A 20,714-nucleotide genomic window follows, 5' to 3' on the forward strand; every position below is an offset into this window, starting at 1 on the left:
GGATGATGGGAGATCAGCATGGCAGACGCGGCCGTACACGGCGACGGTGCGCATGGGCAGCGCGGCTTTTTCAGCCGCTGGTTCATGTCCACCAATCACAAAGACATCGGAATTCTCTATCTTTTCACTTCGGGCGTCGTCGGACTGCTTTCGGTGATCTTCACCGTCTACATGCGGATGGAGCTGATGGAACCCGGCGTGCAGTATATGTGCGAAGAGGGTGCCCGCTTCATCGCCAACGCGGCCGAGCCTTGCACGCCGAATGGCCACCTCTGGAACGTGATGATCACCTATCACGGCGTGCTGATGATGTTCTTCGTGGTGATCCCGGCGCTGTTCGGCGGCTTTGGCAACTATTTCATGCCGCTGCACATCGGTGCGCCGGACATGGCCTTTCCGCGGCTGAACAACCTCAGCTTCTGGCTCTATGTCATGGGTGTCTGCCTTGGCGTTGCCTCGCTCTTGTCGCCCGGTTCGGCGGATGGCCAGTTGGGGGCCGGTGTCGGCTGGGTGCTCTACCCGCCGCTCTCGACGCAGAATGCCGATACGATCTCGATGGATCTCGCCATTTTCGCGGTGCACGTTTCGGGTGCGAGCTCGATCCTCGGCGCGATCAACATGATCACGACATTCCTCAACATGCGCGCACCCGGGATGACGCTGCACAAGGTGCCGCTGTTCCCCTGGTCGATCTTCGTGACCGCCTGGCTGATCCTGCTGAGCCTGCCGGTGCTGGCCGGGGCGATCACCATGCTGCTGATGGATCGCAACTTCGGCACCACCTTCTTCAATCCCGAAGGTGGCGGCGACCCGATTCTTTATCAGCATATCCTGTGGTTCTTCGGGCACCCGGAGGTCTATATCATCGTCATTCCGGGCTTCGGAATCATCAGCCACGTCATTGCCACGTTCTCGCGCAAGCCGATCTTCGGCTATCTGCCGATGGTTTACGCGATGGTGGCTATCGGGGTGCTCGGCTTCGTCGTCTGGGCGCACCACATGTACACCGTGGGCATGAGCCTGTCCCAGCAAAGCTACTTCATGCTGGCGACCATGGTCATCGCGGTGCCGACCGGCATCAAGGTGTTCTCCTGGATTGCCACGATGTGGGGCGGCTCGATCGAGTTCAAGACGCCGATGCTCTGGGCTTTCGGTTTCCTCTTCCTGTTCACCGTCGGCGGGGTGACCGGTGTGGTGCTCAGCCAGGCACCGCTCGACCGGGTCTATCATGACACCTACTATGTCGTGGCGCATTTCCACTATGTGATGAGCCTTGGCGCGGTGTTTGCGATCTTTGCCGGGGTCTATTTCTGGATCGGCAAGATGAGCGGGCGGCATTACCCGGAATGGGCAGGCAAGCTGCATTTCTGGTCAATGTTCGTCGGTTCGAACCTGATCTTCTTTCCGCAGCACTTCCTTGGCCGTCAGGGCATGCCGCGGCGCTACATCGACTACCCCGAGGCCTTTGCCTACTGGAACTGGGTGTCGTCGATCGGTGCTTTCATTGCCTTCGCCTCGTTCGTGCTCTTCCTCGGTATCGTGTTCTACACCCTGCGCTACGGCAGGCGCGTGACCGAGAACAACTACTGGAACGAATACGCCGACACGTTGGAATGGACCCTGCCTTGCCCGCCGCCGGAGCATACGTTCGAGGAGCTTCCCAAGCGCGAAGACTGGGACCATAGCCACACGCATTGAGGCGGCGATGCCTTACGAATGGTTGCAAGACGAGCCTGCGGCCCCGGATCACTCCGGGGCCGTTTCGCAAGCGCGGGCCGAGCTGCGGGCATGGCCGCAGCGCTCGTCGCATCGGCGCGGTCTTGCGGCGTTCGTTGCAATGACGGCGGCGCTGCTAGCGGTGCCGCTGGTATCGCTGCTTGGCACTGTCGCGCTCTGGGTGCTGCTGCCGTTTCTTGGCGCGGCGCTGGCGGGTCTGATCTGGGCCTTGCGGATCAACCTGCGCCGGGGCGAGGTGCAAGAAACCCTGACGCTGGTTCCGGGCAGCCTGACGCTTTTGCACAGCACCGTTGGCCGCGAGCCGGAATACTGGCAGGCCAACCCGCAATGGGTGCGCCTTCATCTGCTGGCACAGGGCGGGCCGGTGCCCGACTATCTGACGCTCAGCGGCGGCGGCAGGGTGGTCGAGCTCGGTGCTTTCCTGACCGCCGAAGAGCGCCGCTGCCTGCATGACGAGCTTGCGCGCCTCCTGGCGCGCCGCTGATCAGCGCTTGAACAGCACCGATTGCGCGGCCTTGTCGCGCGCCAGATCGCCACGCAACTCCGCCCCCACCGCGCGGCCGCGCTGAAAAGCCGGGCGCGCGGCCAGAAGCGCCAGCCAGCGCGCCAGGTTCGGCTTGTCCTCAAGCGTCTGCTGCTGGCCTTCCCAAAGGCTTGCCCATGGCCAGATGGCGAAATCGGCGATGGAAAGAAAGTCGCCCGCCGCATATTCCGCGCGCGCCAACTGCCGGTCGAGCACGCCATAAAGCCGGGCGACCTCGGCGCGGTAGCGGTCTTTGGCATAGGGCAGGTCTTGCGGCGGGTCCATTGCCGGGGCGTAGCGCAGGAAGTGGTGTGCCTGCCCCGCCATCGGGCCAAGCCCGCCCATCTGCCACATCAGCCATTGTTCCACAGCAATGCGCTGGCGTTCGCCCTTGCCATAAAAGCGGCCGGTCTTGCGCGCGAGATATTGCAGGATCGCGCCCGATTCGAACACCGAAACCGGCGCGCCATCCGGCCCCTCGGGGTCGATGATCGCCGGCATTCGGTTGTTCGGGGCAATTGCCAGAAAATCAGCGGCAAACTGCTCGCCCTTGCCGATATTGATGAACTTGACCACATAGGGCAGGCCCATCTCTTCCAGCGCGATGGAGATTTTCCAGCCGTTTGGCGTGGGCCAGTAGTAAAGCTCGATTGCAGCCGACATCGCATACCTCCGCTTGGTTTTCCTCAAAATGGCACCTCGCGCGGCGCTTGCAAGGGCTGGCATGTTGACCGCGTTGTGCCGCCGCGCTAGGCCGCGTGCTGCGGCACCCTGCCGCAGCCCATGCCCGGAGGCCGCGATGTCTGACTGGAAACCCCGCACCAAAATGGTTCATGCCGGCGTGAAGCGCAGCCAATGGGGCGAAATGGCCGAGGCCATCCACCTGACGCAGGGCTTTGTTTACGAAAGCGCCGAGGCCGCCGAGGCGCGCTTTATCGAGGCGGGCCGGGATGAGTTCATCTATGCCCGATACGGCAACCCAACCGTGCGCATCTTCGAAGACCGCATCGCCGCGATTGAAGGCACCGAAGATGCCTTTGCCACGGCCTCGGGCATGGCCGCAGTCAATGCCGCGCTGACCGCGATCCTGAAGGCGGGCGATCATGTGGTGGCGGCACGCGCGCTTTTTGGTTCCTGCCTTTATGTGCTCGACATTCTGAAGCGGTTTGGCGTGGCGGTGACGCTGGTTGACGGGCTTGACCTTGCCGCCTGGGCCAGCGCGATCACCCCCGCGACCAGGGCGGTGTTCTTCGAGAGCGTCTCGAACCCGACGCTCGAGGTCATCGACATTGCCGCCGTGGCGCGGCTTGCCCATGCGGCCGGGGCGCTGGTGATTGTCGATAACGTCTTTGCGACACCGATCAATTCGCGCGCGGTCGAGCTGGGCGCGGATATCGTGGTCTATTCCGCGACCAAGCATATTGACGGTGGCGGGCGTTGCCTTGGCGGCGTGGTCTGCGGCAGCCGCGACTATATCCGCGGGCCGCTGGAAACCTATCTCAAGCATACCGGCGCGGCGCTTAGCCCGTTCAACGCCTGGGTGCTGCTGAGCGGAATGCAGACGCTCGATCTGCGGGTGCGGGCCCAGACTGCCAGCGCGCTGGCGCTGGCAGAGGCGCTCGAGGCGCATCCTGCGGTGGCGCGCACGCTTTACCCCGGCCTGCCCAGCCACCCGCAGCACGCGCTTGCCATGGCGCAGATGGGGGCAGGGGGCACGATCGTGTCGATCGAGCTCAAGGCCGGGCAAAAGGCCGCCTTCGCCTTCCTCAACGCGCTGAAGATCTGGCTGATCTCGAACAACCTTGGCGATGCGCGCTCGATCGCTACGCACCCGGCTACCACCACCCACCAGCGCCTGCCCGCCGAGCAAAAGGCGCTTCTGGGGATCACCCCAGGTCTGGTGCGGCTGTCGCTTGGTATCGAGGATACCGGCGATCTGGTGGCCGACGTGCTGGAAGCGCTCACAGTGATCTGAACGGGGCGCAGGCGCGTATTCAGTTGCGAAACGCCGCGTTGCTCCCCACATTGGGTGGCCCGCGCCAAGCACTGGGAGAACGCGAATGAATATTCAGGGAAGCTTGCCGATGGCACCCGAACGCGATGAGGCAGAGGCCGCGCTAGAGGTGCTTCGCGCCTGGGCGGTGCGCGCGAGCCATACCGAGATTGCCGGGCTCGACCCCGCGATCGCCCGGCTTCTGCCAGGCGCACCGCTGGTCAATTACCCCGATCTGCGCCGTGTCTATCCGCATGGGTTCGAAGCCGATTCCGCCTACCGCGCGGGTTTGCCCGATTTGCAGAACGGCCCGGCCAGCCTGATCGTCGGTGCCCGCGCGCAAATCCAGCATGTCGGCATATCCAACTTTCGCCTGCCGATCCGCTTTCGCCGCCGCGATGGAGGCGAGGTCACGCTCGACACCTCGGTGACCGGCACCGTCAGCCTCGATGCCGAGCGAAAAGGCATCAACATGAGCCGCATCATGCGGTCTTTCTACGCCCATGCCGAACGCGCCTTCAGTTTTCAGGTCATAGAGGCGGCACTGGCCGATTACATGAACGACCATGACGCCTTCGACGCGCGCATTCAGATGCGGTTTTCCTACCCGCTCAAGGTAGCCGCGCTGCGTTCAGGCCTGTCCGGCTGGCAATACTACGATATTGCGCTGGAACTGGTCGAGCAGGCGGGCGTGCGGCGGCGGATCATGCATCTCGATTATGTCTACGCTTCGACCTGCCCCTGCTCGCTGGAGCTTTCCGAACATGCCCGCGCCAGCCGCGGCCAGCTTGCCACGCCGCATTCGCAGCGTTCGCGCGCGCGCATTTCGGTGGTGCTGGAGGGGACGGAGTGCCTCTGGTTCGAAGACCTGATCGAGGCGGCGCGGCGCGCCGTGCCTACCGAAACACAGGTCATGGTGAAGCGCGAGGATGAACAGGCATTTGCCGAACTGAACGCCGCGCATCCGATTTTCGTTGAAGATGCTGCCCGCGCCTTTGCCGCCGAATTGCTGGCCGAAACAAGGGTCGGCGATTTCCGCGTGCTTGCCAGCCATCAGGAAAGCCTGCACAGCCACGATGCGGTGAGCCTGTTGACCGAAGGCCCGACCTTCGCGGCGGCAAGCCTCGATCCGGACCTGTTCGCCAGCCTCCTGCATCGCGGCTGAGGCGGGGGGCCTTCTGGCACCCCTGCGCGGCCAGCGGCCGCGCGTTCGGTGCTGAAAACCTTCCACCGGAAGGTTTTCCGGGCGCGCCTCACCCCCGAGGGTATTTTGGCGAAGAAGAAGCCATGAACAATCGGCGAACACCGCTTGGCGAGCGCGGCGAGCGGGGCTATGGTCGCGCCATGAGCGAGACCCCTGCATCCCCCTCCCTGACGGCCCGTGCCGTCGCCGCGCGCGCTGCCCCCTATCTGGAGGGGCTGAACCCGGCGCAGCGGCAGGCTGTCGAGGCGCTGGATGGGCCGGTGCTGATGCTTGCAGGCGCGGGTACCGGCAAAACCCGCGCCCTGACCACGCGCATCGCGCATCTGCTCAGCCTTGGTCGGGCGCGGCCAAACGAGGTGCTGGCGGTCACTTTCACCAACAAGGCGGCGCGCGAAATGAAGGAACGGCTTGGCCGCCTGATGGGCGAAAGCGTCGAGGGGCTGCCCTGGCTTGGCACCTTTCATGCGATCTCGGTGAAGCTTCTGCGCCGGCATGCGGAACTGGTGGGGTTGAAGTCGAACTTCACCATATTGGATACCGACGACCAGATCCGGCTGCTGAAGCAGGTGATTGCTGCCGAGAACATCGACGAAAAGCGTTGGCCTGCGCGCCTGCTGGCTGGGCTGATCGACGGTTGGAAGAACCGCGCGCTGACCCCGGAGAAGGTCAAGGGGGCCGAGGCCGCGAGTTTCAACAACTATGGCGGCGAGCTTTATGTGGCGTATCAGGCGCGGCTTCGGGCGCTGAATGCGGTCGATTTCGGCGATCTCCTGCTGCACATGGTCACGATCTTTCAGGCACACCCCGATGTTCTGGCGCAATATCAGCGCTGGTTCCGGTACATCCTCGTGGACGAATACCAGGATACCAACGTGGCGCAGTACCTGTGGCTGCGGCTCTTGGCGCAGGGTCACCGCAACATCTGCTGTGTTGGCGACGATGACCAGTCGATTTACGGCTGGCGCGGTGCCGAGGTCGGCAACATCCTGCGCTTCGAGACGGATTTCCCTGGTGCGCAGGTGATCCGGTTGGAGCAGAACTATCGCTCGACCGGGCATATTCTCGCCGCCGCTTCTGGGCTGATCGCGGCGAATGCGGGGCGGCTTGGCAAGACGCTCTGGACCGAGGCCGAAAGCGGCGCGAAGCTGCGGCTGATCGGCCATTGGGACGGCGAGGAAGAGGCGCGCTGGATCGGTGATGAGGTCGAGGCGGTGCAGCGCGGCGCGCGCGAACTGGCCGCCGTGGGCCTCAACAGCCAGGCCATACTGGTGCGCGCCAGCCACCAGATGCGGGCTTTCGAGGACCGTTTTCTGACCATCGGTCTGCCCTACCGGGTGATCGGTGGCCCGCGCTTTTACGAGCGCGCCGAGATTCGCGATGCGATGGCCTATTTCCGCCTTGCGGTCAGCCCCGATGATGATCTGGCCTTCGAGCGGGTGGTGAACCTGCCCAAGCGCGGGCTTGGCGACAAGGCGGTGCAGAACATCCAGCGCGCGGCCCGGGCGGCGGGGGTTTCCTTGCTGGACGGCGCGCGGGAACTGCTGGCGCATGGCGGCATCACCGGCAAGGGGGCTGGGCAGTTGCGCGGCTTTGTCGAGGGCGTGGAGCGATGGCATAGCGAAGTTGTGGGACCACTCGTTAGGGTTGCGGATACTGGTGAAATAGTCGTGCACGACGACGAAGTGGGCGTTTCATTAGGATCATTCGTTCGCGGGGTGCCCACGAAGTCCCATATCGAACTGGCCGAGCAAATCCTGGAGGAATCCGGCTACACCGCGATGTGGCAGGCCGACAAGTCGCCTGACGCGCCGGGGCGGCTGGAAAACCTCAAGGAACTGGTCAAGGCGCTGGAGCAGTTTGAAAATCTGCAGGGCTTTCTCGAACATGTCTCGCTGATCATGGACAACGCCAGCGAGGATGCCGCCGAAAAGGTCAGTATCATGACCCTGCATGCGGCCAAGGGGCTGGAATTTCCGGTGGTGTTTCTGCCGGGCTGGGAAGATGGCCTGTTTCCCAGCCAGCGCAGCATGGACGAAGGCGGCCTCAGGGCGCTGGAGGAGGAGCGGCGGCTTGCCTATGTCGGCATTACCCGCGCCGAGAGGCTCTGCACCATCTCTTTCGCCGGCAACCGCCGGGTTTACGGCCAGTGGCAATCGGCGCTGCCCTCGCGCTTCATTGACGATCTGCCCGCCGCCCATGTCGAGGTGCTGACCCCGCCGGGGCTTTATGGCGGCGGCTTTGGCGCGGCTGCGCGCCCGGCGGCCTCTACCATCGAAGAACGCGCGGCGCGCGCCGATGTCTATGCCTCGCCCGGCTGGAAACGGATGCAGGAACGCGCCGCTTCGCGCCCGCTCGCGCAACCGCGCGAGGCGCGCCATGTGGTGATCGATCTTGATGCGGTCAGCGATTTCGAGCCGGGTGCGCGGGTGTTCCACCAGAAGTTCGGCTACGGGCTGGTGCGCGCGATCGAGGGCGACAAGCTGACGGTGGTCTTTGACAAGGCGGGTGAAAAGAAGCTGCTGGCAAGCTATGTGGTCGCCGCCGACAACGCGGATGATGTTCCGTTTTGATGTCTTGGGCCAACTATCCCGGGGGTCCGGGGGCTGGCCCAAGGCGCTGAAGTCTCAGGTGCTGCCAAGCGCCGAAAAAAGCCCGGTCAGCCGCCGCGCTTCGGCCCCGATCCCCCAAGGGGCATTGACGATGAACATGCCCGACCCGACCATGCCATGTGCCGCGCGGGCGGGTGCAAAGCGAACCTCGTGGCGGAGCGCTTCGGGGTGGTTGGCCGAGAGGGCCGCGAGCATCGGCTGATGCGGCCCGCTTGCCAGGATCGGATACCAGAGCGCGATCACCCCGACATTCCATTTGCGCGCGACACTGGCAAGGAACGGCGGCAGGGCTTCGTATTCGGCCTTCACCTCATAGCTCGGGTCGATCAGCAAGATGCCGCGGCGCGGGGTCGGCGGGGTGATGGAAAGTGCCATCTGCAACCCGTCGATCTGCTGAAAGATGCCGCCATGCGGGGCCATTGCGGTGCGAAGTGCTGCGAATTCGCGCGGGTGCAACTCGGCCAGCCGGATCGAATCCACCGGTCGCAAGAGCGTGGCGGCGAGCAGCGGCGAGCCGGGGTAGGCCGCGGGCCCATGGGCGGCGCGGGTCGCGGCGAGCGCGCGCGCATAGGGGTGCGCCGGGGCAAACCAGCCAAGCCGCTCGACGCGCGCGATGCCCTCGGCGGCCTCTCCGGTTTTCAATGCCTCGGGCGCGTCAAGCGCATAAAGCCCGCGCCCTGCGTGGGTTTCGATGTAGCTCAGCGGTTTGTCCTTGGCCGTCAGGTAGTCAAGCATGACCGCAAGCAGGGTGTGCTTGTGCACGTCAGCCAGATTTCCCGCGTGGTAGAGGTGTTGATAGCTCAGCATCGGCGCGCTTTCGGGGTTCAGCCCCCAATGCCCTGCCCCACCACGCCGCGCAAGCCCCGCAAATGTAAACGGCGGCACCCCAGGGAGGAGGAGGGCGTGCCGCCGCCATATCCTTGACCCCAGGGAGGAGGAGGGGGCCGACGGATGGGTGCGATGCCGTCCCGAGGGAGGAGGAGGGAGGCACCGCAGCAACGATCAGCCCCGGGAGGAGGTGGGGCTTTTCGCATCAACTTCAGGCTTCGCGGCCCGATGGTTTTGAAGTGCGGCGACCCCGGGGAGGAGGATGGGGCCGCCGCCTTCTGCACGAGATCCCCAGGGAGGAGGAGGGGGATCTTCGCGTCTCGCTCGGGCCTCGCGGCCCCTGTTCTTTTGGCGGCACCCCCAGGGAGGAGGAGGGGGGTGCCGCCGTTTTCCCGTGGCCCTAGGGAGGAGGAAGGGCCGGGAAGGAAACCTATTTGCCGCCCTTGCCGTAGGCCGCCTCGATTGCCACGCGGGTGATCATCGAGCGGGGAATGCCAAGGTCGGTGAGTTCGCGGCTAGAAAGCGCGCCGAGTTCGCGCAGCGTCTGACGAAAGACCTTGCGGCGCTGGCGCGCCTCGCCGAGCCTGGCGAAGAGTGCGGCAGCGCGGTCGGCAAGGCCGAGATCGACGTTGATGTTGCCAAGTGCAAAGGCCATGTTCTGGCTCCGTCTGCTGTTCCGGGGTGCGAGTGGTATTCGCTGTTGGGGCTAACATGGGCAAAATGCTGCACTTGCACAATAGGGCGCGAGATCAATGCTGCCATGCGGAAATTGCATAACGGTTACTGACCTAATTTGGGCTTACCCCGCGGCATTTGCCCAAATCTTACGCGGGTTTGTGATGAACTCTTGCACTTCGGCACATTCGCGCCAGTGTAGGCAGTGTCAATCGCGGCGGAGCGTCACATGACTGTCAAAAAGGAAGACGTGCTGGCGGCGCTGGCAGGGGTTGCGGCACCCGGTGGCGGCACGCTGACCTCGCGCGACATGGTGCGCGCGATGGGGGTAGAGGGTGGTGTGGTGCGCTTCGTGCTCGAAGCCGAATCGGCGGCCGAGGCGAAGTTGCTTGAGGCGCAGCGCCCCGAAATAGAGGCACGTCTGCGGGAATTGCCGGGGGTCACCAGCGTTTCGATTGCCACCACCGCGCAGGCAGCAAGCCCGCCGAGCCTGAAAATCGGCGGCCATCCCGCGCCGCAGGCCGGTCCGCAAGCGATCCCCGGCGTGGCGCGGGTGCTCGCGATAGGCTCCGGCAAGGGCGGGGTCGGCAAATCCACCGTCGCCTCGAACCTGGCGGTAGCGTTGGCGCGGGCCGGGCGGCAGGTGGGTCTGCTCGACGCCGATATCTATGGGCCAAGCCAGCCGCGCATGATGGGGGTCAGCCGCCGCCCCGCCAGCCCCGATGGCAAGACCATCATTCCGCTTGTCGCGCATGGCGTCACGATGATGTCGATAGGGCTGATGCTGCGCGACGGCGAGGCGGTGATCTGGCGCGGGCCGATGCTGATGGGGGCGATGCAGCAGATGCTGGGGCAGGTGGCCTGGGGCACGCTCGATGTGCTGATCGTCGATCTGCCGCCGGGCACGGGCGACGTGCAGATGTCGCTGGCGCAAAAGGTGCCGGTTTCCGGCGCGCTGGTGGTTTCCACCCCGCAAGACGTGGCGCTGATCGATGCGCGCCGCGCGCTCGACATGTTCGCCAAGCTCAAGGTGCCGGTGGTCGGGTTGATCGAAAACATGTCCACCTATGTCTGCCCCAATTGCGGGCATGAGGCGCATCTTTTTGGCCACGGCGGCGTCGCGGCAGAGGCGGAAGCGCTCGGCCTGCCATTCCTTGGCGAATTGCCGCTTGATCTGGCGGTGCGGCTGGCGGGCGATGCGGGCACACCGATCGCGGCGGGCGAGGGCCCGGTCGCTGATGCCTATGCGCGGCTTGCCGCCGCTCTGGTCGCGTCTGGCGCAGCCTGAGCGGGTTTGGCGGCGCGGTCCGGGAAAAACCGGGATCGGTTGCGCAGGCTACCCAGAAAACGAATCACCAGACGGCGATTCTTCGGCTGTCCGCTAAAATGTTCTCTTTATGTTTCTGAAACGCCGCGCCCATTAGCGCCGCAAGCTGAAAAAAGTGGCCTCGGCATGGGAATGGACCGGCGGGCCACGGTTTACCATATCTAGTGGCACGTTTTAGGCTGACCGCTACCCTTGCTGAAAAATCCGCTTTCGGCGGCACAATCTCTTGTTTTCGCAGGGGCCCGTGCACCAGATTTGCCGCATTGCCCCATAAAATCCTGTTGCTTCCCATAAATTCCCACGTTATCCCTTGTTCATCGAGAAGGCGGGCTCAAAGGGACGCAGATCCCAAAGGCGAAAAGACTAGCAGGTTTCATACAGGCACCCGACTTTCACGAACCAAGAGATCCGGCGCGCGAGCGAGCAGACATCCCCCCAGGTGGCGCGCGCAGTCGGACATACCCAGCGATGGGACGAGGGCGGCGGATCGGGCAGTGGCAGCGGCCCGACCGCCGTTTCTCTTTGAAGCGGGGCCGAAAACGAAGGAGCGCGGGCCCTTGGCACGCAGGTTCAGAGGCTCGGAGACGTTCAAGGTCGATGCGAAGGGTCGCGTTTCGATCCCCGCAGCCTTTCGTCGCGTGATCGAAGCCTGCGACCCCGACTGGGTTCCCGGCAACCGCCCCAACATCGTGCTGGTCTATGGCCCCGAGCGCCAGACCTGGCTTGAGGTCTTTACGATCAAGGCGATCGAGGAGATTGACGAAGAAATCGAGCGGATGCAGCGCAACTCGTCCGACCGTCTGCAACTTGAAGAATGGATGCACGGCCAGGCGCAGGAATTGCAGATCGATGACGATGGCCGCCTGGTGTTGCCGCAAAAGCTGCGTGACAAGATCGGGCTTGAAGGCGAAGCCTTCTTCATCTCGGCGGGCGATTATTTCAAGATCTGGAAGCCCGAGACCTATCAGGCACATTACGCAGCACGCCAGCGCCGCCTTTCCGAGCAATACCCCGAAGATTTCGACCCGCGCAGCCTTCTGCCCGGCCGACCGAGGGGGTAGGCGATGGCCGCCCCCGCAGATGCCCCGCACATTCCGGTTCTGATCCGCCCGTTGATTGCCGCGGTGGCCCCGGTTTCGGGCGTTTGGCTTGATGGCACCTTCGGTGCAGGCGGCTATGCGCGCGCGCTGCTCGATGCCGGGGCCGATACCGTGATCGGCATCGACCGCGACCACAGCGTATTCGCGCTGGCGGCACCCTGGGCTGCGGCCTACGGGGATCGGCTGCGGCTGGTCGAAGGCACATTTTCCAACCTCGACAGCCTCGCGGCCACAAAGCTTGACGGCGTGGTGCTCGACCTCGGCGTTTCCTCGATGCAGATCGACCAGCCCGAGCGCGGGTTTTCATTTCTGCGCGATGGCCCGCTTGACATGCGCATGGGTGCCGAGGGGCCGACGGCGGCGGAACTACTGAACCAGGCTTCAGAAGCGAGGATCGCCGACATCCTCTTTCACTATGGCGAAGAGCGCGCGGCGCGGCGCATTGCGCGCGCCATCATCGCGGCGCGGCCGCTGGCCCGAACCACCGATCTGGTCGCGGTCATTGAACGTTCTCTGCCGCGCGCCAAGCCGGGGCAAAGCCACCCCGCAACGCGCAGCTTCCAGGCGATCCGCATCTGGGTGAACGACGAGTTCCGGCAGTTGATCGAGGGGCTGGAGGCTGCCGAGCGCGCGCTGAAACCGGGCGGCTGGCTGGCGGTGGTCAGCTTCCATTCGCTTGAAGACCGGGTGGTGAAGCGGTTCTTGCAGGCGCGCGCCGGGGCCGAAGGGCAGGGCAGCCGCCACGCCCCGGCCCGCGCCCCGGTGGTGCCCGCATTCACCGATGTCTCCAAGGCAATCGGCCCGGACGCGGCCGAGCTTGCCGCGAACCCCCGCGCGAGATCCGCCAAGTTGCGGCTTGCACGCCGCAGCGCCGCCGCGGCCGCCCGCGCAGACCGTGCGAGCCTTGGGCTGCCGGCACCTTCGCTGCAAGGAGAGCCCTGATGCGCACGCTGCTTTCCGGCTTGGCGGTAGTGGCGGTGATGGGGCTGGCATTCTGGGCCTACCGCGAGAACTACCGCACCCAGACCGCGATATCAGAACTGACCCGGCTGCAATCCGAGATTGCCAGCCTTCGCGAGGGGCTATCGGTGCTCGATGCGGAATGGGCCTATCTCAACCGCCCTGACAGGCTGCGGGCGCTGGTGGCGCTCAACTTCGAGCGGCTGGCGCTTTTTCCGCTGATGGCGCGGCAGTTTGGCGGGGTGACGCAGGTCGCCTATCCGCTGGCACCCGGCGGTCCGTTCAACCTTGATCTCGATCCGGTGGACGCGGTCTCGACGGGAAGGGGCAGGCCATGATCCGCACACCTCTGCGCCCCCTCGCGCGGGTTCTGAGCGCCCGCGAGCGCGGCGAAAACCCCGATACGATCGAGCGTGAAAACCGCCGCCAGCGCCGCGAGGCGGTGTCTGACGCGGCGCGTGGCAGGGCCGAAATCAGGCTCCTGCTGCTGGGTGCTGCTTTTGTGGCGGGCTTTGCCACGATCGGCGTGCGGATGGCAGCACTTGCCGTCTCGCAGCCGATCGAGCCGCAGATTGCCTCGTCTGGCGACGCGATTCTGGCCAGCCGCGCCGATATTCTCGATCGCAATGGCAGGGTTCTGGCAACCAACCTGTTGACCCATTCGCTTTATGCGCAGCCACAGGAAATGATCGACCCGGCGCGCGTTGCCCGCGAACTCGTGGTGATTTTTCCCGATCTTGATGCCGCCCGGCTGACCGCCGATTTCACCGGCTCGCGCAAGTTCATCTGGATCAGAAAGAAGATTTCGCCCGTACAGATGCAGGCGGTGCACGATATCGGCGACCCCGGCCTGTTGTTCGGGCCCCGCGAAATGCGGCTTTACCCGAATGGCGAGCTGGCCGCGCATGTGCTCGGCGGTGCCAGCTTTGGTCGCGAAGACGTGGCCAGCGCCGAAGTGGTCGGCGTCGCCGGGGTTGAAAAGGCGTTTGACGGCTGGCTGCGCGACCCCGCCAACAACGGAGCGCCGCTGCGCCTGACGCTTGATCTGACCGTGCAGGCGACGCTGGAAGAGGTGTTGGCCGATGGCATGAAGCTGATGAAGGCCAAGGCCGCGAGCGCGGTTCTGATGCATGTCGGCAGCGGCGAGATCATTGCCATTGCCAGCTTGCCCGACTTCGACCCCAACGCCCGCCCGGTGCCGCCGACAACCGGCGAGGCGGGGGACAGCCCGCTGTTCAACCGCGCGGTGCAAGGGGTTTACGAGCTTGGCTCGACCTTCAAGGTCTTTGCCGTGGCGCAGGCGCTTGAACTGGGTCTGGTCACTCCCGCCACGATGATCGACACCCGCGGGCCACTGGTCTGGGGCAAGTACCGGATCAACGATTTTCACGATTACGGCGCGCGGCTGAGCGTGACCGACGTCATCGTCCAAAGCTCCAACATCGGTGCCGCGCGCATAGCCATGCTGATCGGGGCAGAGCGGCAAAGGGCGTTCATGGATGCGCTCGGCTTTCTTTCCCCGACCCCGGTTGAACTGGCCGAGGCACCCGGTGCGCGCCCGCTTCTGCCTCCGAACTGGAGCGAGCTTTCGACCATGACCATCGCCTATGGCCACGGGCTTTCGGCCAGCCCGCTGCATCTTGCCACCGCCTACGCCACCCTGGCCAACGGCGGCCATCGCGTGACCCCGACCCTGGTTCTGGGCGCAGCCCGGCCCGTGGGCGAGGCGGTGATCAGCCCGGCCAATTCCGAAGCGATGATGTCGATGCTGCGCCAGGTGGTGACGCGCGGCACCGCGAGCTTTGCCGAAGTGCCGGGTTATGCGGTGGGCGGCAAGACCGGCACCGCCGACAAGCCCAAGCCCGGTGGCGGTTACTATGACGAAAAGGTGCTGGCCACCTTTGCCGCGGTGTTTCCTGCCCATGCGCCGGAATATGTGCTGGTGCTGTCGCTCGATGAGCCGGTTGAGGATTCCGGGTCAGTGGATCGCCGCACCGCTGGCTGGACCGCGGTTCCGGTCGGGGCAGAACTTATCCGCCGCGCAGCGCCGCTGCTCGGCCTGCGCCCGACCTATGCGCCGGTTGCCGGTCCGGGGTTGAGCCTCGCGCGCAATTGACGCCTGCACCAGCGGCGGCGTAAATGCCTCGGGCGAGCAGAGGGCACAAGATAGGGGCGAGGCGGTGAAATCTCTTGCAGATCTGGGCTTGCGCGCGCAGGCGGGGCGCGAGGCGCGCGTCAGCGGCCTTGCGGTCGATAGCCGCGCGGTGCGCCCCGGCTACCTTTTTGCCGCCCTTCCCGGTGTCAAGGCGCATGGTGCCGAATTCATCGGCTACGCGCTGCGCATGGAGGCGAGCGCGGTTCTGACCGACCGCGCCGGGGCGGAGATGGCGCGCGATCTTCTGGCGGCGTCAGGCGCGGCGCTGGTGCTGGCCGAAGAGCCAAGGCAGGCGCTCGCCTTTGCAGCGGCGCTCTGGTTCGGGCGGCAGCCGGAAACGGTGGTGGCAGTGACCGGCACCAATGGCAAGACCTCGGTCGCCAGCTTCACCCGGCAGATTTGGGCGCTGCTTGGCCATGAAGCCGCGAATATCGGGACCACCGGCGTTGAGGGTGCCTTCAGCGCGCCGTCATCGCACACCACACCCGAGCCGATCACCCTGCACCGGCTGCTCGCCGAAATGGCCGCCGCCGGGGTCACCCATGCCGCGATGGAAGCATCGAGCCACGGCCTTGCGCAGCGTCGCCTTGATGGCGTGCGCCTTGCTGCCGCCGCCTTCACCAATTTCACCCAGGACCATCTCGATTATCACGCGAGCTTTGAAGATTACTTTGCCGCCAAGGCAGGGCTTTTCACCCGCGTGTTGCCGCCCGAAGCCACAGCGGTGGTCAATATCGATGATCCGCGCGGGGGCGAACTGGTCGCCATGGCGCGGGCGCGCGGGCAGGTGGTGCTGAGCGTGGGCACCGCCGCTGGTGCCGATCTGCGCATTCTGGGCCAGCGCTTTGATGCCACCGGGCAGGACCTTCGCTTTGCCTGGCAAGGCACCCCGTTCATGGCGCGGCTGGCACTGATCGGCGGCTTTCAGGCGGCCAATGTGTTGGCGGCGGCGGGCCTTGCGATAGCCTGCGGCGAGGTGCCCGAGGCGGTGTTTGCGCAACTGTCGCGGCTTGTCACGGTGCGCGGGCGAATGCAGCTTGCCGCCGCGCGCGAAAATGGCGGGGCGGTCTTTGTCGATTACGCCCATACGCCGGACGCGGTGGAAACCGCGCTTCGCGCGCTGCGCCCGCATGTGCTCGGGCGCATCGTCGTGGTGCTGGGCGCAGGCGGCGACCGCGATCGCAGCAAGCGCCCGCTGATGGGTGCCGCAGCTGCCACCCATGCCGATGTGGTGTTTGTCACCGATGACAACCCGCGCAGCGAAGACCCTGCCAGCATTCGCGCCGCAATTCTTGCCGCCGCCCCGGAGGCCAGCGAAGTCGGCGATCGCGCCGAGGCGATCCTGCGCGGTGTTGATGCACTGGGGCCGGGCGATGCGCTGCTGATCGCCGGCAAGGGGCACGAAAGCGGGCAGGTGGTGGGTGACACCATCTACCCCTTTGACGATGCCGAACAGGCAAGCGTGGCGGTAGCCGCGCTTGACGGCAAGATCTGATGGCCGCGCTCTGGACCTCGGCCGAGGCCTGTGCAGCCACGGGCGGCCGTGCGACACGCGCCTTTGAGGCGCGGGGTGTTTCGATCGACAGCCGCAGCCTGGCACCGGGCGATTTGTTCGTGGCGCTGAAAGACGCGCGCGACGGCCATGATTTCGTTGCCGCAGCGCTTGCCCGGGGTGCGGCCGCAGCCCTCGTGAGCCGCATTCCGACCGGCTGCAGCGAGGCCGACCCGCTGTTGATCGTGCCCGACGTTCTGGCGGCGCTGACCGAACTTGGCCGTGCCGGGCGCGCGCGTGCCAAGGGCATCGTCATCGCCGTGACCGGATCGGTCGGCAAGACTTCGAGCAAGGAAATGTTGCGCGCCGTGCTTGCCTCGCAAGGCTCGGTGCATGGAGCCGAGGCGAGCTTCAACAACCATTGGGGGGTGCCGCTGACGCTGGCGCGACTGCCCGCCGATGCCGATTTCGCGGTGGTTGAAATCGGCATGAACCGCCCCGGCGAAATCGCGCCGCTGGCACGCCTCACCCGCCCGCACGCAGCCCTCGTCACCACCATTGCCGCCGCGCATCTGGAAGCGTTTGCCGGACTCGACGCGATCGCCCGCGAAAAGGCCTCGGTGTTCGAAGGGCTGGAACCGGGTGGGGTGGCGGTGATCCCGTCAGGGCTGCCGGTCACCCCGATCCTCGCCGCAAAGGCACGGGAGCATGCGGCCCGCGTTCTCTGCTTTGGCATCGAGCCGGGCGATGCCTACCGGCTGCTCTCGGTGCGGCTTGCCGATGATGTGGCAATCGTTCAGGCGCGACACGGGGCAGAGCCATTGCTGTTCAAGCTGCGCTCGGCGGGGCGGCATTTTGCGCTCAATGCGCTTGGCGTATTGGCGCTGGCCGAAGCGGTAGGTGCCGACCCGGCGATTGCCGCGCTTGACCTTGGCGGGTGGGAGCCTCCGGCGGGGCGGGGCAGCCGCCAGCGCATCTATCTTGACATCGTGGACGCGGCCCAGAGCTTCGAGTTGATCGATGATGCCTATAATGCCAACCCCGCTTCGCTCTCGGCCGCGCTCGACGTGCTTGCCATGGCAACGCCGCGCGATGGTGTGGGCCGGGTTCGTGCCGGGCGGCGGATCGCTGTTCTGGGCGACATGCTGGAACTTGGCGCGGGCGAGGCGGCGCTGCATGCCGCCATCGCCAATCACCCCGCCATGCCCGGCATCCGCCTTGTGCACTGCGTCGGCCCACGGATGCAGGTGCTCTGGCAGGCGTTGCCGCCCGGCAAGCGCGGCGAGTGGCATGCGACCGCCGCAGATCTTGCGGCGCGGGCGCATCATCTGGCCGATGCGGGCGACGTGGTACTGGTGAAAGGGTCCAAAGGCTCGCGGGTGAGCCTTGTGGTTGACGCGCTGAAGAAACTCGGGCAGGCGGGTGCCGCTGAGGCGCAGGCGGCAGAGGCGCGGGTGGCGGAAAAGGGGAATACCTGATGCTGTACTGGTTGACCGGGCTTTCCGACGGCGGCGACGTCTTCAACCTCTTTCGCTACATCACCTTTCGGGCGGGGGCCGCGTTCTTCACCGCGCTGGTCTTCGGCTTTCTGTTCGGGCGGCCGCTGATCGACCTCTTGCGCCGCCGTCAGGGCAAGGGCCAGCCGATTCGCGATGATGGCCCGGCAAGTCACTTTGCCAAGGCAGGGACGCCGACGATGGGGGGTCTTCTGATCCTTTCAGCGCTGCTGTTTTCGACCCTGCTCTGGGCGCGGCTCGACAATGCCTATGTCTGGATCGTGATGGGCGTTACCTTCAGCTTCGGGATCATCGGCTTTGCCGACGATTATGCCAAGGTGAAGCGGCAATCGAGCAAGGGCGTCTCGTCGCGGCTGCGCTTTGCGGCCGGGCTGGTGATTGCGGCGGTCGCCGCGGCACTTGCTGCGCGCCTGCACCCCGAGGCGCTTTCCAATCAGCTCGCACTGCCGGTATTCAAGGATGTGCTGGTCAACCTCGGCTGGTTCTTCGTGCCGTTCTCGATGGTGGTGATCGTGGGTGCGGCCAATGCGGTGAACCTGACCGACGGGCTCGACGGATTGGCGGTCATGCCGGTGATGATCGCTGCCGGCACCCTGGGAGTGATCGCCTATGTGGTTGGCCGAACAGACTTTTCCGCCTATCTCGGGGTGCATTTTGTGCCCGGCGCCGGGGAGCTTTTCATTTTCACCGCGGCGCTGATCGGCGGCGGCCTCGGGTTTCTCTGGTATAACGCCCCCCCAGCCGCGGTCTTCATGGGCGATACCGGAAGCCTGGCGCTTGGCGGCGCGCTGGGCGCCATCGCGGTCTGCACCAAGCATGAAATCGTACTGGCAATCGTCGGCGGGCTCTTTGTGGTCGAGGCGATGAGCGTCATCGTTCAGGTGCTCTACTTCAAGCGCACCGGGCGGCGGGTATTTCTGATGGCACCGATCCACCACCATTTCGAGAAGAGGGGCTGGGCGGAGCCGCAGATCGTGATCCGGTTCTGGATCATCTCGCTCATCCTCGCATTGATCGGGCTGGCGACGCTGAAGCTGCGCTGAGGCACAAAGCCGGGGGGCCTCTGCCCCCCGGCCTTGCTGGCGCGCCGGTACGGGGGCAATGTGAACCTGGCGACAGGTGGGGGGCGCGATGATTCCGGTGCTGGGCTACGAGGGGCTGAAGGTGGCCGTGCTGGGTCTGGGCCGGTCAGGGCTTGCCACCGCGGCCGCGCTCGCCGCTGGCGGTGCCGAGGCGCTATGCTGGGACGAAAGCCCCGAGGTGCGCACCAGCGCCGAGGCGGCGGGGCACAGGCTGCACGATCTTGGCCGCGCCGATGCCTGGGAGGGGGTGGCGGCGCTGATCGTCAGCCCCGGCATCCCGCATCTCTACCCGGCCCCGCACCGCCTCATCGCCCGCGCAATGGCTGCGGGCATTGCTGTCGATAACGACATCGGCCTGTTTTTCCGCTCCTGGGCGACCGGCGACTGGGATCAGTTCGATGTCACCCCGAAATGCGTGGCGGTGACCGGCTCGAACGGCAAATCGACCACTACCGCGCTCATTCACCACATTCTGCAAGCCGCCGGGCGACCGACGCAGATGGCAGGCAACATCGGGCGCGGCGTGCTTGACATTGACCCGGCCAGCGAGGCCGAGGTGGTGGTGCTGGAGCTTTCCTCCTACCAGACAGAGCTTGCCCGCGCGCTGACCCCGGATGTGGCGGTGTTCACCAATCTCACCCCCGACCACCTTGACCGGCATGGCGGCCTGGGCGGCTATTTCGCGGCCAAGCGGCGGCTTTTTGCCGAAGGCGGGCCGGACCGCGCGGTGATCGGCGTAGACGAGGCGGAGGGGGTGTTTCTGGCCGACCAGCTTGCCACCGGCCCCGAGGATGACCGGGTCATCCGGGTTTCCTCAGGGCAGAGGCTCGGTGGCTTTGGCTGGTCGGTATTCGCGCGCAAGGGGTTTCTGGCGGAGTGGCGCAAAGGGCGGCAACTGGCCTCGGTCGATCTGCGTGCCATTGCCGGGCTGCCCGGCGCGCACAACCACCAGAACGCCTGCGCCGCCTGGGCGGCGTGCCGCGCGCTTGGGGTGCCGCCGCGCGAGATCGAGGCGGCGCTTGCCAGCTTTGCCGGCCTGCCGCACCGCAGCCAGACGGTCGCCGAGGCGGGCGGTGTGCGCTTTGTGAACGATTCCAAGGCCACCAATGTCGATAGCGCCGCCAAAGCCTTGCAAGCCTTCCCCCGAATTCGCTGGATCGCCGGAGGTCTGGGCAAGGAAGGCGGCATAGCGGCGCTCGCGCCGCATCTTGGCGCGGTGGCGAAAGCCTATCTCATCGGCCATTCGGCGCGCGATTTCGCGCTTGATCTCGGCGCGACGCCGCAGGAAATTTGCGAGACGATGGAACGCGCCGTGGAGCGCGCTGCGGCCGAGGCGGAACCGGGCGATGTGGTGCTTCTGGCACCTGCTGCGGCCAGTTTTGACCAGTATGAGAATTTCGAAAAACGCGGCGAGCATTTTGTTGCCCTGGTCAAGGCGCGTCTGGGGCTGGCGTGACCGAAGCACCCTTTGCCGCCCATGTTCCTCTGGCATGGAGCCCCGTTTGACGTTAC

The 20,714-nt window shown here is 65.6% G+C and carries 17 protein-coding genes; 14 read left to right on the forward strand and 3 right to left on the reverse strand.

Features of this window, described 5'->3' with window-relative positions; translation table 11 throughout:
- Positions 1-18 precede the first annotated feature (18 nt).
- Together ctaD and Q8J98_RS09710 are read left to right on the forward strand one after the other, a co-directional pair.
- Positions 19-1,698 (forward strand): cytochrome c oxidase subunit I, encoded by a 1,680-nt coding sequence (gene ctaD / locus Q8J98_RS09705; protein ID WP_305294161.1) that lies wholly within the window; start codon positions 19-21, stop codon positions 1,696-1,698.
- Between the two features lie 7 nt (positions 1,699-1,705).
- Positions 1,706-2,221, forward strand: a complete 516-nt coding sequence (locus tag Q8J98_RS09710; RefSeq protein WP_305183990.1) for a DUF2244 domain-containing protein — start codon at positions 1,706-1,708, stop codon at positions 2,219-2,221.
- Here the strand turns inward: Q8J98_RS09710 and Q8J98_RS09715 are convergent, their stop codons facing one another.
- Positions 2,222-2,923, reverse strand: a complete 702-nt coding sequence (locus Q8J98_RS09715) for a glutathione S-transferase N-terminal domain-containing protein (protein ID WP_305294162.1) — start codon at positions 2,921-2,923, stop codon at positions 2,222-2,224. It lies immediately after the preceding gene.
- 136 nt (positions 2,924-3,059) lie between these two features.
- Between Q8J98_RS09715 and metZ the strand changes: the two genes are divergently transcribed.
- From metZ to Q8J98_RS09730, 3 genes are all read left to right on the forward strand, one after another.
- Positions 3,060-4,235 (forward strand): O-succinylhomoserine sulfhydrylase, encoded by a 1,176-nt coding sequence (gene metZ / locus Q8J98_RS09720; RefSeq protein ID WP_305294163.1) that lies wholly within the window; start codon positions 3,060-3,062, stop codon positions 4,233-4,235.
- Positions 4,236-4,320: 85 nt separating this feature from the next.
- Positions 4,321-5,418 (forward strand): GTP cyclohydrolase FolE2, encoded by a 1,098-nt coding sequence (gene folE2 / locus Q8J98_RS09725; RefSeq protein WP_305294164.1) that lies wholly within the window; start codon positions 4,321-4,323, stop codon positions 5,416-5,418.
- A 179-nt stretch (positions 5,419-5,597) separates the two neighbouring features.
- Entirely contained in the window at positions 5,598-8,027 is a 2,430-nt protein-coding gene (locus tag Q8J98_RS09730; protein ID WP_305294200.1) for an ATP-dependent helicase, read from the forward strand.
- 54 nt (positions 8,028-8,081) lie between these two features.
- Here the strand turns inward: Q8J98_RS09730 and rlmJ are convergent, their stop codons facing one another.
- Together rlmJ and Q8J98_RS09740 are read right to left on the reverse strand one after the other, a co-directional pair.
- Positions 8,082-8,873, reverse strand: coding sequence for a 23S rRNA (adenine(2030)-N(6))-methyltransferase RlmJ (gene rlmJ / locus Q8J98_RS09735; RefSeq protein WP_305294165.1), 792 nt, complete (start codon positions 8,871-8,873; stop codon positions 8,082-8,084).
- Between the two features lie 451 nt (positions 8,874-9,324).
- On the reverse strand, positions 9,325-9,549 hold the full coding sequence (locus Q8J98_RS09740; RefSeq protein ID WP_305183984.1) for a DUF1127 domain-containing protein: 225 nt from the start codon (positions 9,547-9,549) through the stop codon (positions 9,325-9,327).
- Between the two features lie 249 nt (positions 9,550-9,798).
- Here Q8J98_RS09740 and Q8J98_RS09745 point away from each other — a divergent pair, with 249 nt between their 5' ends.
- The 9 genes from Q8J98_RS09745 (at position 9,799) to murD (ending at position 20,658) form a co-directional block, all read left to right on the forward strand.
- Positions 9,799-10,857, forward strand: a complete 1,059-nt coding sequence (locus Q8J98_RS09745; protein WP_305294166.1) for an Mrp/NBP35 family ATP-binding protein — start codon at positions 9,799-9,801, stop codon at positions 10,855-10,857.
- Between the two features lie 596 nt (positions 10,858-11,453).
- Positions 11,454-11,957, forward strand: coding sequence for a division/cell wall cluster transcriptional repressor MraZ (mraZ, locus tag Q8J98_RS09750; protein ID WP_305294167.1), 504 nt, complete (start codon positions 11,454-11,456; stop codon positions 11,955-11,957).
- A 3-nt stretch (positions 11,958-11,960) separates the two neighbouring features.
- Complete coding sequence (gene rsmH, locus Q8J98_RS09755) at positions 11,961-12,938, forward strand: 16S rRNA (cytosine(1402)-N(4))-methyltransferase RsmH (protein ID WP_305294168.1); 978 nt, start codon at positions 11,961-11,963, stop codon at positions 12,936-12,938.
- Complete coding sequence (locus Q8J98_RS09760; RefSeq protein WP_305183980.1) at positions 12,938-13,294, forward strand: cell division protein FtsL; 357 nt, start codon at positions 12,938-12,940, stop codon at positions 13,292-13,294. The genes rsmH and Q8J98_RS09760 overlap by 1 nt, the downstream gene beginning before the upstream one ends.
- A complete protein-coding gene (locus Q8J98_RS09765) occupies positions 13,291-15,072 on the forward strand; it encodes a penicillin-binding protein 2 (protein WP_305294169.1) in 1,782 nt (593 codons plus the stop codon). Before Q8J98_RS09760 ends, Q8J98_RS09765 begins: the two co-directional genes overlap by 4 nt.
- A gap of 64 nt (positions 15,073-15,136) precedes the next feature.
- On the forward strand, positions 15,137-16,606 hold the full coding sequence (locus Q8J98_RS09770) for a UDP-N-acetylmuramoyl-L-alanyl-D-glutamate--2,6-diaminopimelate ligase (protein WP_305294170.1): 1,470 nt from the start codon (positions 15,137-15,139) through the stop codon (positions 16,604-16,606).
- Positions 16,606-18,081 carry a UDP-N-acetylmuramoyl-tripeptide--D-alanyl-D-alanine ligase gene (gene murF, locus Q8J98_RS09775; RefSeq protein WP_305294171.1) on the forward strand — a complete coding sequence of 492 codons (1,476 nt, stop codon included), beginning with the start codon at positions 16,606-16,608 and terminating at the stop codon, positions 18,079-18,081. The genes Q8J98_RS09770 and murF overlap by 1 nt, the downstream gene beginning before the upstream one ends.
- Complete coding sequence (mraY, locus tag Q8J98_RS09780; RefSeq protein WP_305294172.1) at positions 18,081-19,163, forward strand: phospho-N-acetylmuramoyl-pentapeptide-transferase; 1,083 nt, start codon at positions 18,081-18,083, stop codon at positions 19,161-19,163. The genes murF and mraY overlap by 1 nt, the downstream gene beginning before the upstream one ends.
- A gap of 88 nt (positions 19,164-19,251) precedes the next feature.
- Positions 19,252-20,658 carry a UDP-N-acetylmuramoyl-L-alanine--D-glutamate ligase gene (gene murD / locus Q8J98_RS09785; RefSeq protein ID WP_305294173.1) on the forward strand — a complete coding sequence of 469 codons (1,407 nt, stop codon included), beginning with the start codon at positions 19,252-19,254 and terminating at the stop codon, positions 20,656-20,658.
- The last annotated feature ends 56 nt before the right edge of the window (positions 20,659-20,714 follow it).

This window comes from Phaeovulum sp., from assembly GCF_030684035.1.
Classification (GTDB): Bacteria; Pseudomonadota; Alphaproteobacteria; order Rhodobacterales; family Rhodobacteraceae; genus UBA6213.